Below are 12,698 nucleotides of genomic sequence, written 5' to 3'. Positions count from 1 at the left end.
GGACAGGTTACAGTGAGCCCTTGGTGCTGGGGATGCCCTGCACGCGGGGATCGAGCTCGCAGGCGTGGCGCATCGTGCGGCCCACGGCCTTAAAGGCGGCCTCGATAATGTGGTGCGAATTGCCGCCCGCCAGCTCGCGCACGTGCAGCGTTAGTTTGGCATCGCGCGCGAAGGCATAGAAGAACTCGACGGCTAGCTCAGTATCAAAGCTGCCCACGCGCTCGGTCGGTACGGGCAGCTCGCAGTAGGCCTGGCCACGGCCCGAGATATCCACGGCGGCCATCACGAGCGTCTCGTCCATGGCGATCGCCGCGTCGGCAAAGCGCGTAATGCACGCCTTGTCGCCCAGCGCCTGGCAAAACGCCTCGCCCAGCACGATACCCGTGTCCTCGACGGTGTGGTGCGCATCGACCTCCACGTCGCCCACCGCGTGCACCGTCAGATCGAACAGACCATGGCGGCCAAAAGCGTTGAGCATGTGGTCGAAAAACGGCACGCCAGTCGAGATATCGCACACGCCGCATCCGTCCAGGTCGAGCTTGACGACAATATCGGTCTCCCCCGTCTTACGGGTTACCTCGGCATGGCGGCCCATCTACATCTCCTCCTTCACCAGCGCGACAAACGCAGCCAGCACCTCATCGTTTTCCTGCGGGGTGCCCACGGTAATGCGCAGACAGTCCGCAAGACCCGGCGCATAGCTAAAGTCGCGCACCAAAATCGAATACTCGTCGCGCAGGCGCTCGCGCACGCGCGTGGCATGTGGCGTGCGTACGAGCACAAAGTTCGCCGCGCTCGGCCACGCCTCCACGGGCAAGCCCTCGGCAGCCATCGCGCGCAGAGCAGCCAGCTCGCGCTCGCGCTCGGATGCAACCTGTGCCACCACGGGCGCGTACGCATCGCGGGCACGCACGCAGGCAAGCGCGGCGGCCTGGCTCAGCACATTAACCGAATAGATCTGGCGAATCGCCGCGAACACGTCGATGACCTCGGGCGCCGCGATCACGTAGCCCAGGCGCGTGCCGGCGGCGCCAAACGCCTTGGACAGCGTATGCAGAATCACCAGGTTGGGATGCTCGGCAATAAGCCCCTGCGCCGTGGTGGCCGCGCCAAACGAATCGTCGGCAAACTCAACGTAGGCCTCGTCGACCATTACCATGCCGGGGCACGCATCGCACAGCGCCGCGACAAAGTCGAGCGGCGCCACATCACCCGTGGGATTGTTGGGCGAGGTCACGATTGCCAGGTTGCACTCCGGCGCCGCCGCGAGCACAGCAGCTTGGTCGAGCTCAAAGGTCGCCGGGTCGCGCCAAACGTCGCGCACCTCGGTCTGGCACAGAGACGCAAAGAAGGCATACTCGCTAAAGCACGGCGGGCAGTTGAGCAGAGTCCTCCCCGCGCCGCCAAACGCCAGCAGATAGTTATAGAGCAGCTCGTCACCGCCGTTGCCCACGCAGATGTTCTCGCGCGTCACGCCATGCCAGGCAGCGAGCTCGTCGCGCAGGTCGTTTGACATGGGATCGGGATAGCGGTTGAGCGGTGTAGCAGCCAGGGCCGCGTCGATCGCCTCGCGCACGCCGGCCGGCACGGGATAGGTGTTCTCGTTGGCCGAAAGGTTGATGCGCGTGGGCGTAAAGTTGGGATCGTAGGGCTCAATGCCGGCCAGGTAAGGCTGGACAAGCTCCTTCATACGAGACGTCAGCTCGGCCATATTAGGCCTCCCCGACGACCGCGCCAGCGGCACCGCCCGCAGCCGCCAGGTCCACACCCTCGGCAACCGTCGCGGTCGTATCGCCCGGCCAGGCGACCTTGGTCAGGTCGGCCGCGGCCAGAGACTCGGCACTCACGGCATCCTCGCCCTGCTCCAGCACGCGACGACGCAGAGCGACAGAAAGCGCGTGCGCCCACAGGCCCTCGGCCTCGGCCAGACGCTGTGTGGCGGGAGCGTCCGAGAGCAAGCCCTCGGGCGTATAGCAAATGACGCTCGAGCGCTTAACGAACTCTTCGACCGAAAGCGAGTTGGAGAACATGGCCGTGCCGCCGGTCGGCAGCGTGTGGTTGGGGCCGGCAACATAATCGCCGAGCGGCTCGGAACTCCAGGCGCCCACAAAGATGGCGCCGGCGTTGCGGATGCCGCCGAGCAGGCCCATCGCGTCCTTGCAGTGCAGCTCAAGGTGCTCGGGCGCCACGGTGTTCACCGCCTCGACGGCAGCGGCCATGTCGGCGGCCACTACGATGGTGCCCTCGTTATCGAGCGAGGCGCGCGTGATCTCGGCACGCGGTGACTGCGCCACCAGGATGTCAATACCCGCCTCGACCTCACGCGCAAACTGCTCGTCGCAGGTCACCAGGTAGCAGGCAGCCAGCGGATCGTGCTCGGCCTGGGCCATCAGGTCGGCCGCGACCACCATAGGCTTGGCCGTGGCATCGGCCAGCACACAGACCTCGGAGGGACCGGCGACCATGTCGATACCCACGTCACCCGAGACAATCTGCTTGGCCGCAGCGACAAAGGCGTTGCCCGGACCGGTGATTTTGTCGACGCGCGGAATGGTCTCGGTACCGTACGCCAGCGCGGCCACGGCCTGAGCGCCGCCCACCATATAGATTTCGTCCACGCCGCCGAGCTTTGCCGCCGCGAGCGTGTAGGGGCTGATCAGGCCGTCCTTTTGCGGCGGGGTCACCATGACCACGCGTTTGACGCCGGCCACCTTGGCGGGAATGGCGTTCATGAGCACGGTAGAGGGATACTGCGCGCGACCGCCCGGCACATAGATGCCGGCAGCGGCAAGCGGGGTCACCTTAACGCCGAGCATCGTGCCGTCCGGGCGCGTGGTAAACCAGCTCTGCTCGACCTCGCGCTGGTGGAACTCGCGAATCTGGTGTGCGGCCTTCTCGAGCGCGGCGACAAAGGCAGGATCAAGGCCTTCGAGCGCAGCATCGATATGCTCCTGCGGTAGGCGAAAACTCTGCAGCTCAACACCGTCAAAACGCTGGCAGTAATCGCGCACCGCGGCATCACCGTTGGCGCGCACGTTGGCCACGATATCACGGGCGGCGTCGACGATGTTTTGCGGCAGCACGCCCTTGCGGTTGAGCTGGTTGGTACCGAGGCGCTCACCGGGAGCAAGCTTGATAGTCTTCATATCGGTATCCCCTATCGGTCGAGGTTGTGTTCGAAAAACGAAAGGCCGGGCGGCGGCGCCAATCGGCACGCAGCCCGGATATGGGGGCGCCCGTGCGTGCTCGCGCTATTGTGCCGAGCCCGCGACGGGCTCAAAATGCTTGTCCTTAACAGCAGCTGCCAAGCGATCGGCCAAGTTGCGAACGCGCGGATCCAGGCGAGCGGCACCCGGATTGACAAAGAAGCGCGCCGTGCAGTCCATAATGCGACCAGTAATAACCAGGTTGTTATCGCGCAACGTGGCGCCCGTGGCAGTAATGTCCACGATACGGTCGGTCATACCGACGATGGGGCCCAGCTCGATGTTACCGTGTAGCGAGACGATATCGGCATTCACGCCGCGCTCGGCATACCAGGCGCTCGCAATGCGCGGATACTTGGTGGCCACACGAAGCGACCCGCGGCGGGCATAGTTGCGCTCGGCCTGGCCGGCACGCCACGCGGGCTCCGCCTCGATAAAGGTGCACAGGCCGTAGCCCAGATCGACCAGCTGCAGCAGGTTGAGGTCGGCCTCGATAAGCGAGTCCCAACCGCAGATGCCGCAGTCGGCGCCGCCGCAGCCCACAAAGGCGGGCGCGTCGCTGGGGCGCACAATGACAAACTCGATATCGCCGACCGTACCCTTGCCGGCACGCGTGTCGCGACCGCGCACAATCAGGTGACGGCCGGGGTCACGCAGCTCAGAGACGTCCAGCCCCGCGGCCTCGAGCACGTCAAGGGTGTCGGCCTTAAGCGAACCCTTGGGCACGGCAATGCGCAGCGGACCCTCGGCGCCACGGCCCACGGCGTGATCGCCGTCGGAAGCGGCGTCCTCGGCCGAGGTGTGCGCGGCCTCCAGACGCTCGAGCGAAAAGGCGAAGCCCGCCGCCGGCACCTCGAGCCCCGCGCCAAATGCGCCGGTAAAGATGGAGTCGTAGCGACCGCCCGAGCCAACTGGATCGGGCAGACCGCCGGCGTAGGCCTTAAAGACCAGGCCCGTGTAGTAATCAAAAGAGTTCATGATGGAGAAGTCGAACGACAGCACCTGGGCGTCCTCGGGAGCCAGGCCCTCGACCAGAGCACGCAACTCGCGCGTCAGCGGCGCGACGATGCTGGCGGCCTCCAGCAGCGTGTCCACGCGGTCGAGCACCTCGGCACCGCCGTGCAGACGCGGCAGCTCGCAAATGGCGGCCTTGACGGCATCGGACTCGACGCTTGCCGCCACGCGGGCATCGAGGCCCACAAAGTCGTTGGCGTGCACGCAGCACAGCGCCTCGGCAGCCAGCTCGCGATCCTCGCACGCCGCGAGCAGCTCCTTAAACGGGCGTACGCTACCTGCGATGATGCGTGCATCGGGCAGCGCCAGCTTGCGCACCGCCTCGGCCACGAGCGAGACAATCTCGACATCGCCCGCGGTATCGCCCGCACCGATTAGCTCAAAGCCCAGTTGTGTAAACTGGCGCGAGCCGCCGGCATTGCGCTGGCACTCACGAACCACCGGCGCCTCGTAGCGAAGGCGCAGCGGCAAATCGGCCGCGCGCATGCGGGTCGAAACCAAGCGCACGATCGGCAGCGTGTTGTCGGGACGGACCACCAGCAGGCGACCGTCATCATCAAAGAGCTTAAACGGCGTGTCCGCAATGCGTCCGCCTTCCTCAAGCGAACTCTTGTCCTCGAGCAGCGGCGTCTCGACCGGAAGGTAACGATGCTCCCTGAAGCAGCCCTTCACCGTCAGCGCAATCTCCTCGCGCGCCTGAGCCTCCTCGGGCAATATGTCCCGGAATCCCCACGGTGTGGCCGTCATCTGGTGAGCCTCCTCATGCTGTGTTTCATATAGAACGAAAGACCGGCATAGCTCCGCCGGTCTTCTGGGTACTTTAGCATACTAGAGTGTTTGCGGGGCAAATCCGTCGCAGCCGCTCACACCGTATTCATTTGGAAACATAGGAGCGGATCGCTCGCGGCCCCGGCAATGTAATCTTGGCTGACCATAGTTAGATGCACGGCTTCTAAGGCAGCGTAAGCAAGGTCCCCATTACATAAAAAATAATCAGCCCCCGCATATCGAAACGGTCGAGAGGGCCTGCTCCGGGCGGGTTGCCTTGTTCCGGGAAGTTCGCGAAGCCCACTTCCCGGAACAAGGCAACCCGCCCGGGGCAGGCCCCAGCGCGAGACCGTCCCGGATGCTATTCGTTGTCGCCTGCGGTCATTTGCGTTGCGGAGAGTGCGCCGTCGGCAGTAGTTGCGGCTGCGGCGTCGGGCCAGACCCAGTCGGTAAAGGCCGGGTGATCGAAGCCCTCGTCGCACGCGAACTCAAAGGCCTCGGTGCGGAAGGCTTCCCACTCATCAATCTGCTCGGCAAACTTATCGGCGTCGACCATGCGCAGCACGTCGGCGGCCAGGGCCCAGCGGTCCATGTTATTCAGGCGCAGCATGTCGAACGGCGTGGTCGTGGAGCCCTTCTCCTCGTAGCCGTGGACGCGGAAGGCGTCGTGGCCGGGGCGGTTCCAAATCAGGCGGCGAATCGTGCCGGCATAGGCGTGGAATGCAAAGAGCACGGGCTTCTTGCCGCAGCCGAACAGCTCAGCCCAGCGCTCATCGCTGATGGCTTGGTCGTTCTCGCAGACGTTCTGGATCTTGAGCAAGTCGACCACGTTGACGAACCACACCTTAATGCCCAGCTCGCGCAGCATGTCGGTTGCAGCCAGAGCCTCGAGCGTCGGCACGTCGCCGCACGTGGCGACCACGACGTCGGCCTCGGCGAGCGAGTCGGCAGTCGATGCCCACTCCCAGGTCGCGACGCCCTCGGCGAGCTCGGACTTGGCCTCGTCGACCGTCTGGAAGGTGGGGGCGGGTTGCTTGCCACAGAAGATGGCGTTGACGCAGTCGGTGGACTGGTAGACGCGCTCGGCAACGGCAAGCGCCATGTTGGCGTCGGCCGGATAGTAGGCATTCACGATATGCGTGTCGTTGGCCTTGTTGAGCAGCAGGTCGATAAAGCCGGGGTCCTGGTGCGAGAAGCCGTTGTGGTCCTGGCGCCAGACATGGCTCGACAGCAAAATGTTGAGACCACTAATGGGGGCACGCCACGGAATCTCGCGCTTGGTGGCCTCGAGCCATTTGCAGTGCTGGTTGACCATAGAATCGACCACGTGGACAAAGCTCTCGTAGGAACTCCACACACCCGAGCGGCCGGTGAGCACGTAGGCCTCGAGGAAGCCCTCGCACTGGTGCTCAGACAGCTGCTCGACGACCTTACCGGAACCGGCCAGCAGCTCGTCGTTGGCATCGTCCTCGTAGAAGCCAGCATCCCACTGCTTCTTGGTCACCTTGTAGGCAGCCTGCAGGCGGTTGGACGCGGTCTCATCGGGACCGAAGATACGGAAATCGTCCATGTTCTTGGCCAGAACGTCGGCGGTGTACTCACCAAAGACGCGGGCGGCCTCGGTGGAGCCCCAGCCGTGACCCTTACTTGCGACGGGAATCTCGTGGGCATGAATATCGGGGAGTTCGAGCTCGCGGCGCACCTTGCCGCCGTTCGCATTGGGGTTGGCGCCGATGCGCAGCTCGCCGGTCGGCATAAAGGCCGTTACCTCGGGGCGCACCTGGCCCTCGGGCGTAAAGAGTTCCTCGGGCTTGTAGGAGCGCAGCCACTCGCGCAGCACGCGGAAGTGCTCGTGGGTGTCCTTGGCACTCGCCAGCGGCACCTGATGGGCGCGCCAGGAGCCCTCGGTCTTCTTGCCATCGATCTGCTTGGGGCAGGTCCAACCCTTGGGCGTACGAAACACAATCATGGGGTAGGCCGGACGGACCACGGTCTCACCCGCGGCGGCCTGGGCCTGCGCGGTGGCCTTGATGTCGCAGATCTCATCGAAGACCTGCTCGAACAGCGCGGCAAAACGCGCGTGAATGCTTGCGTGGCTCTCGTCGTCAAAGCCGGCGACAAAGAAGTGCGGCTTATAGCCCATTCCCTCAAAGAACTTGGTGAGCTCTTCGTCGGACACGCGGGCAAGGATGGTGGGGTTGGCGATCTTGTAGCCGTTGAGGTGCAGGATCGGCAGGACGATACCGTCGGTTGCCGGGTTCACGAGCTTGTTGGACTGCCAAGAGGTCGCGAGCGGACCGGTCTCGGACTCGCCGTCGCCCACCACGGCCACGGCCAGCAGGCTCGGGTTGTCCATGACGGCGCCGTAGGCATGGCTGAGCGTGTAGCCGAGCTCGCCGCCCTCATGGATGGAGCCGGGCGTCTCGGGCGCAAAGTGGCTCGGGATGCCGCCGGGGTAGGAGAACTGGCGGAAGAACTTCTGCAGGCCGGCCTCATCATTGGTGATGTCGGGGCGAATCTCACGGTAGGTGCCATCGAGCAGCGACTGGGCGGTGCCGGCGGGGCCACCATGGCCCGGGCCCATCAAGAAAATGGCGTTCTGGTTGTGGTCGGCAATAAGGCGGTTGACGTGGCCGAACAGGAAGTTGATGCCGGGCGTGGTGCCCCAGTGACCGACCAGGCGGTGCTTAACGTCCGGGCGACCAAAGTCGCGCACCTCACCGGTTTTCTCGTCGACAAAGTCAGGGCGCATGAGCGGGTTAGAGCGAAGGTAGATCTGACCGACGGACAGATAGTTCGATGCGCGCCAATACAGGTCGACGCCCTCGAGCTCGGAAGCCGGTACCTCGTGGCCCAGCTTTTGCCACGGCGTCCCCAGTGTTTTAGCCATTGTTTATGTCCCTTCGCTGTGCGGTCGCCTTCCAATACGGCAACCATTCGTTGGGACTAGTATATTTGCTAAAACGTTTTATCATGTTGAAAAAACGTTTTAGCATCCTGATTTGCCATCTGGAAAGGCAAAAGCAGACATTCACCTGCGGCATTGCCTGTCACAGGTGTTCCACATTCAGTCTCTGCAAATTGATAAACGTGTTTAGTTGTGTTTAGTAAGCTCGAGCACGCTGCCCTTCACGATAAGCGCCGGCTCCAGAACGACCTCTTCGGCACGTCTACCGCCCCTACCGGCAAGACGCTTGGACATGCAGCCAAAAGCATGCTCCGCAAGGACACCAGGATCCTGCTCAATCGCGGTCAGCGCCGGCTCAAAGAGAACGTCGGCCGCCGAGTTGTCATAGCTTACGACCGAGATATCGCTCGGAATGCTCTTCCCCATCTCGTGCAAGCGCTTGAGCAGACCGAGGGCAATGTTGTCCGAGCTTGCGAACACGGCGGTGGCGTCAGTTGCGAGCACCGCCTCCGAGGCCTCGTATGCGCTCGGAATGTAGTACTCGCTCTCAAACTCCAAACGCGCGTCAATAGGCAGGCCAACCTCGCGCAGCGCACGCTCGTAGCCGGCAAGACGTTTACGACCCGTATTGGAACGGCGCGCATTAACCAAGCAGGCAATGCGACGGTGGCCCTGCTCGATTAGATAGCGGGTTGCCATGTAGCCACCCATCTCGTGATCGAACATCACCTTGTCGCACTCGAGTCCCTCAATGGCACGGTCAACCATCACGGCCGGAATGGGGAGATGACTGACTTCTTCGCGCAGGGCGCGGTCGTCCGAGAACTCGTCGCCCACGACCAAGAACACACCGTCGACGCCGCGCGTCACCAGCTGGCGCAGCAGCTCCAGATCGTCCTCGGCGCTTCCGCCCGAGCTGGTAATAAAGAGCGCGTAGCCGTCCTCGCGGCAGCGCTTTTCCAAGCTGCCGGCGAGCGAGGCAAAAAAGCGGCTCTCGATGTTAGGGACGATAAGGCCCAGTGTGCGCGACTCGCGCATGACCAGGCTACGCGCAATCTGGTTAGGAACATAATGGTTGCGCGCCGCGACCTCTTTGATGAGCTTGCGGTTTTCTTCCGAGATTCGACAGGGCCGGTTGTTAAGGACAAGCGAGACCGACGAGGGGGAAAGCCCCACCTCCTGGGCAATCTGCTTGAGAGTAACTTTGTTGCCCATCTCGCTCCTTCCGAGTATTCGCGCAATCTCTTGAAAGTATAGCGACCGTCCCTCTACCTTGATGATAAACACTTTACCAATCCGGTAGACGGCTGTTTTATCGCCGCGATTGGCGCAAAGCAACCTGACCCCTTTGCGCCATGCGATGCATTGGGGTCAGGTTGCTTTGCACCAAATCCATCCGGGTGGGGTATATTGCATTCGATTAATGAAAACGACCACCATAAGGCGGATATTCGTATGCACGAGAATGACTTTTTCAACGAGGACCTGCTCTGCGCGCTCGCCGGAGTTGCCGGCGAGGACAACGTGCTCATGAGCGAGCCCATGCGCGAGCACACCACGTTTAAGATCGGCGGCCCGGCCGATGTCTTTGTCACGCCCGATACCGAGCAGGGCCTCGTCGCCACGCTTGACACCTGCTACCGCTGCGATCTGCCGCTCACCATCGTGGGCAACGGCTCCGACTTACTCGTCGGTGACAAGGGCATCCGCGGTGTCGTCGTGGCACTGGGCGAAGGCCTCTCTAACATCACCGTCGACGGCACGCATGTTACGGCAGCAGCCGGCGCCCTGCTTTCCGATGTCGCCGCGGCTGCCGCCGAAGCCCACCTCACCGGCATGGAGCCCCTCTCGGGCATCCCCGGATCGGTCGGCGGCGCCTGCTACATGAACGCCGGCGCCTACGGTGCCTGCATGGCCGATGTTTTGGAGTCCGTGCGCGTCTATAAGCCCGCCCGCGCGCTCGACGACGGCACCCGCGGCAGCGGCAATATCATTGAGTTCGATGCCGACGAGCTTAACCTGGGCTATCGCAAGAGCCGCATCGCCGACGACGGCTTTATCGTGCTCTCTGCCACCTTTAACCTCGCCCCGGGCAACGCCGCGATGATCAAGGCCGACATGGACGACTACCGCCAACGCCGTGAGGACAAGCAGCCGCTCGACATGCCGAGCGCCGGCTCCACCTTCAAGCGCCCCGAGGGCCACTTTGCTGGCAAGCTCATCATGGACGCCGGCCTGCGCGGCCACGCTATCGGCGGCGCCCAAGTGAGCGAGAAGCACTGCGGCTTCATCGTCAACGCCAACCACGCCACCGCCGCCGACGTCGACGAACTCATCCGCCACATCCAAGCAACCGTCAAAGACCAATTCGGAGTAGACCTACAACCCGAAGTCCACCGAATCGGAGAATTCCTCTAAAAAGAAGGCCCCGAAAGGGAGAGGCTTCGTAAAGAAGTCCTCTCCCTTTCGGCTTTTGTAATCCCCCACTTATGATTGAATTGGTAGGTAAAATCATAAGTGGAGAATCACAAGAGGGAAGGAGGGCTTGGCTATGGCGAATGGAAATGCAGCGCCTATTCTCGGCTCGGCTCGGCTCGGCTCGGCTCGGCTCGGCTCGGCTCGGCTCGGCTCGGCTCGGCTCGGCTCGGCTCGGCTCGGCGGGAGCATAGCGCCGCTTTTTCAGCGTTTCAAGTCTTATTTCATACAATTAATAACGATCCAGTTGCCGAAGACAGGGCGCATTATGCCTTGGCTTCGGCTTTTTGCGTTTTCCGGAAGGATGGTGGTTTGATATTGAAGTCCTAACTACGACCGGCAAATCAATCTTTTCCGGTCAAGCCTTCTATCTTCTCCGGCATGTCCGCTGTAGGAGGAAGTAAGTAGCGGATTGAATTATTTTGGAGGAATGAAAATGAAGAAGAAGCTTCTAGGCGTTCTGCTTGCGTTGTGTCTCGCGATGGCACTTGTTCCGATGACAGCTTTTGCAGAAGAGAACGCTCAAAGCAGTAAAACATCAATCACAACAGTAGATGAGCTTTTGCAATTTGCAAAAGCTGTGGACAATGGCGAATACGACGATAAAACAGATGCGGTTGTATCTCTTGATGCAGATTTGGATTTAACCGGTATTGCGTGGACACCAATTGGTAGCACATTTGATGCTGATGGAAATCTGTTGCATTACTTCAGCGGCAAATTTTACGGAAACGGGCATACGATTTCTAATTTAGATTTTTCCGAAAACTATGGAAAGACAGAATATCCGTCCTTCGGATTATTCAGTGAGGTTTACGGCGCTGAAATTTCCGGTTTGACAATTCAAGGCAAGCTGGATGTATCCAATTCGGGGTATGTCTATTTTGGAACGATAGCGGGTGTTGCAGCAGACAGCAAAATTTCTGACTGCGTTTCAGATGTGTCGTTCACGGATACAGACAAATATATTAACGGTACTGCGGCTATGTGCGGATATGCAATAAATAGCACGATTGAGTACTGCCAAAACATGGGGAATTTTTCAATAACGAAGGATGTCAGCTCTTTCCAGATGGGCGGTATCGTAGGCGTTGCTCAAAACAGTACCGTACAGTATTGTGCTAATGTGGGCGAGATGACCTCTTGGACGCCCTGTACCGGCGGAATCGTTGGGCAGCTGTATCAAGCTTCAAAGATTATCAATTGTTATTCCACAGGGAAAATGGTTCCTCTTGGCAACGGAACCACAGATTTCGGCGGCATCGCAGGGACAGTTGGTGCAGGTACAGAAATCAAACATTGTTATTTCGCTGGTGAAATGAATCTATCTCAATATACTGCCACTACGCCTTATAAGCGTTTGGGCGGCATTGCAGGCGGTGTTTCTTCTGATACACCTGCTTTTGAAAACAATTATTTCGTGGGAACTGAGAATGTCCCGGCTTGCTTTAAGTACCAGAATGCTGGAACAGAAAAGACCCTTGACTCCATGAAAACGGAAGATTTCTTTAATGAAATCACTGCTGCTGGTGGCAATTATCGATTTAACCCAAATGGCACACCTATTCTGCCAGCACCGAAATATGCAGTTTCTTTTGTTGTAACACCTGCTGAACTGACAAATGTAACCATCAAAGTGAACGGTCAGGTAGTAACAAACCCCGCCAATTTGGAGGCAGGTACTTATCAAGCCGAAGTCAGCACAGATAATTGCGAGGTTTTCAATTCCAATATTACGATTACGGCTGATACAGCAACTCATACGCAAACCATTGCAATGACTTATTTGCCTGCCGACTACACCAAAGTCGATGCAGCCATTGCCAAAGCAAATACCCTGAACAAAGATGAATACAAAGACTTCACTGCGGTAGAAGCTGCCGTCAAAGCTGTTGTCCGTGACAAGAACATCACTGAACAGAGCGAAGTTGATGCAATGGCAAAGGCTATCGAAGATGCGATTGCTGCTCTTGAGAAAAAACCCGCCAGCACCAAAGAGAAAAAACCTGCCAGCACTAAACCGGGAACAACCGATGAGCTTCCGAAGGCTGGCGATAGAAACAGCCTTGCTTTGTGGATCGCCCTGTTGTTCGTCAGCGGCGGTACAGCAATCCTAACAACCGTTTACGGCGGAAAGAAAAAGCGCAGCGCAAAGTAAAACTTGGTATTTAGCCCAAGGGGCCGTCGCTTTCCTATATTCAGACAACCAGTCCGGTGTGCAGCGCCCCGAACCCGAGAGGGCCGCGTGCCCGCCCGCAATATATTTGATTGATCGCGAGTTCCGCACGCAAAGAAGGCCACTTAATGTGGCCTTCTTCTTGCGCAGG

At 60.3% G+C, this 12,698-nt stretch carries 8 protein-coding genes; 2 read left to right on the top strand and 6 right to left on the bottom strand.

Annotated features, from left to right (window positions below; translation table 11 throughout):
- Window positions 1-7: 7 nt before the first annotated feature.
- The 6 genes from hisB to AB5Z20_RS02980 form a co-directional block, all read right to left on the bottom strand.
- Window positions 8-595: an imidazoleglycerol-phosphate dehydratase HisB gene (gene hisB / locus AB5Z20_RS03005; protein ID WP_368156197.1), complete on the bottom strand. Its 588-nt coding sequence runs from the start codon at window positions 593-595 to the stop codon at window positions 8-10.
- The gene (hisC, locus tag AB5Z20_RS03000) at window positions 596-1,711 is read right to left on the bottom strand and encodes a histidinol-phosphate transaminase (RefSeq protein WP_368156196.1); all 1,116 of its coding nucleotides are present in this window, start codon (window positions 1,709-1,711) and stop codon (window positions 596-598) included.
- A gap of 1 nt (window position 1,712) precedes the next feature.
- Window positions 1,713-3,146 carry a histidinol dehydrogenase gene (gene hisD / locus AB5Z20_RS02995; protein WP_368156194.1) on the bottom strand — a complete coding sequence of 478 codons (1,434 nt, stop codon included), beginning with the start codon at window positions 3,144-3,146 and terminating at the stop codon, window positions 1,713-1,715.
- A 105-nt stretch (window positions 3,147-3,251) separates the two neighbouring features.
- Window positions 3,252-4,967 carry an ATP phosphoribosyltransferase gene (gene hisG, locus AB5Z20_RS02990; protein WP_368156193.1) on the bottom strand — a complete coding sequence of 572 codons (1,716 nt, stop codon included), beginning with the start codon at window positions 4,965-4,967 and terminating at the stop codon, window positions 3,252-3,254.
- A gap of 382 nt (window positions 4,968-5,349) precedes the next feature.
- Window positions 5,350-7,878 carry a phosphoketolase family protein gene (locus AB5Z20_RS02985; RefSeq protein WP_349090292.1) on the bottom strand — a complete coding sequence of 843 codons (2,529 nt, stop codon included), beginning with the start codon at window positions 7,876-7,878 and terminating at the stop codon, window positions 5,350-5,352.
- Window positions 7,879-8,082: 204 nt separating this feature from the next.
- Window positions 8,083-9,111, bottom strand: a complete 1,029-nt coding sequence (locus tag AB5Z20_RS02980) for a LacI family DNA-binding transcriptional regulator (protein WP_349090293.1) — start codon at window positions 9,109-9,111, stop codon at window positions 8,083-8,085.
- A gap of 240 nt (window positions 9,112-9,351) precedes the next feature.
- On the opposite strand from AB5Z20_RS02980, the gene murB reads away from it, so the two are divergent.
- Both murB and AB5Z20_RS02970 read left to right on the top strand, forming a co-directional pair.
- Window positions 9,352-10,314, top strand: a complete 963-nt coding sequence (gene murB, locus AB5Z20_RS02975; protein ID WP_349090295.1) for a UDP-N-acetylmuramate dehydrogenase — start codon at window positions 9,352-9,354, stop codon at window positions 10,312-10,314.
- A 493-nt stretch (window positions 10,315-10,807) separates the two neighbouring features.
- Window positions 10,808-12,529, top strand: a complete 1,722-nt coding sequence (locus tag AB5Z20_RS02970; RefSeq protein WP_368156192.1) for a GLUG motif-containing protein — start codon at window positions 10,808-10,810, stop codon at window positions 12,527-12,529.
- Window positions 12,530-12,698: the final 169 nt, after the last annotated feature.

The sequence above is a fragment of the Collinsella aerofaciens genome (genome assembly GCF_040910245.1).
Taxonomy (GTDB): Bacteria; Actinomycetota; Coriobacteriia; order Coriobacteriales; family Coriobacteriaceae; genus Collinsella.
The sequence above is the reverse complement of the archived record's forward strand: the minus strand, read 5'-3'. Positions and strand labels throughout refer to the sequence as shown.

Excerpts from the sequence above, each read along its gene's own strand:
- hisB (WP_368156197.1), bottom strand. The coding sequence starts at position 595 with ATGGGCCGCCATGCCGAGGTAACCCGTAAGACGGGGGAGACCGATATT.
- hisC (WP_368156196.1), bottom strand. The coding sequence starts at position 1,711 with ATGGCCGAGCTGACGTCTCGTATGAAGGAGCTTGTCCAGCCTTACCTG.
- hisD (WP_368156194.1), bottom strand. The coding sequence starts at position 3,146 with ATGAAGACTATCAAGCTTGCTCCCGGTGAGCGCCTCGGTACCAACCAG.
- hisG (WP_368156193.1), bottom strand. The coding sequence starts at position 4,967 with ATGACGGCCACACCGTGGGGATTCCGGGACATATTGCCCGAGGAGGCT.
- AB5Z20_RS02985 (WP_349090292.1), bottom strand. The coding sequence starts at position 7,878 with ATGGCTAAAACACTGGGGACGCCGTGGCAAAAGCTGGGCCACGAGGTA.
- AB5Z20_RS02980 (WP_349090293.1), bottom strand. The coding sequence starts at position 9,111 with ATGGGCAACAAAGTTACTCTCAAGCAGATTGCCCAGGAGGTGGGGCTT.
- murB (WP_349090295.1), top strand. The coding sequence starts at position 9,352 with ATGCACGAGAATGACTTTTTCAACGAGGACCTGCTCTGCGCGCTCGCC.
- AB5Z20_RS02970 (WP_368156192.1), top strand. The coding sequence starts at position 10,808 with ATGAAGAAGAAGCTTCTAGGCGTTCTGCTTGCGTTGTGTCTCGCGATG.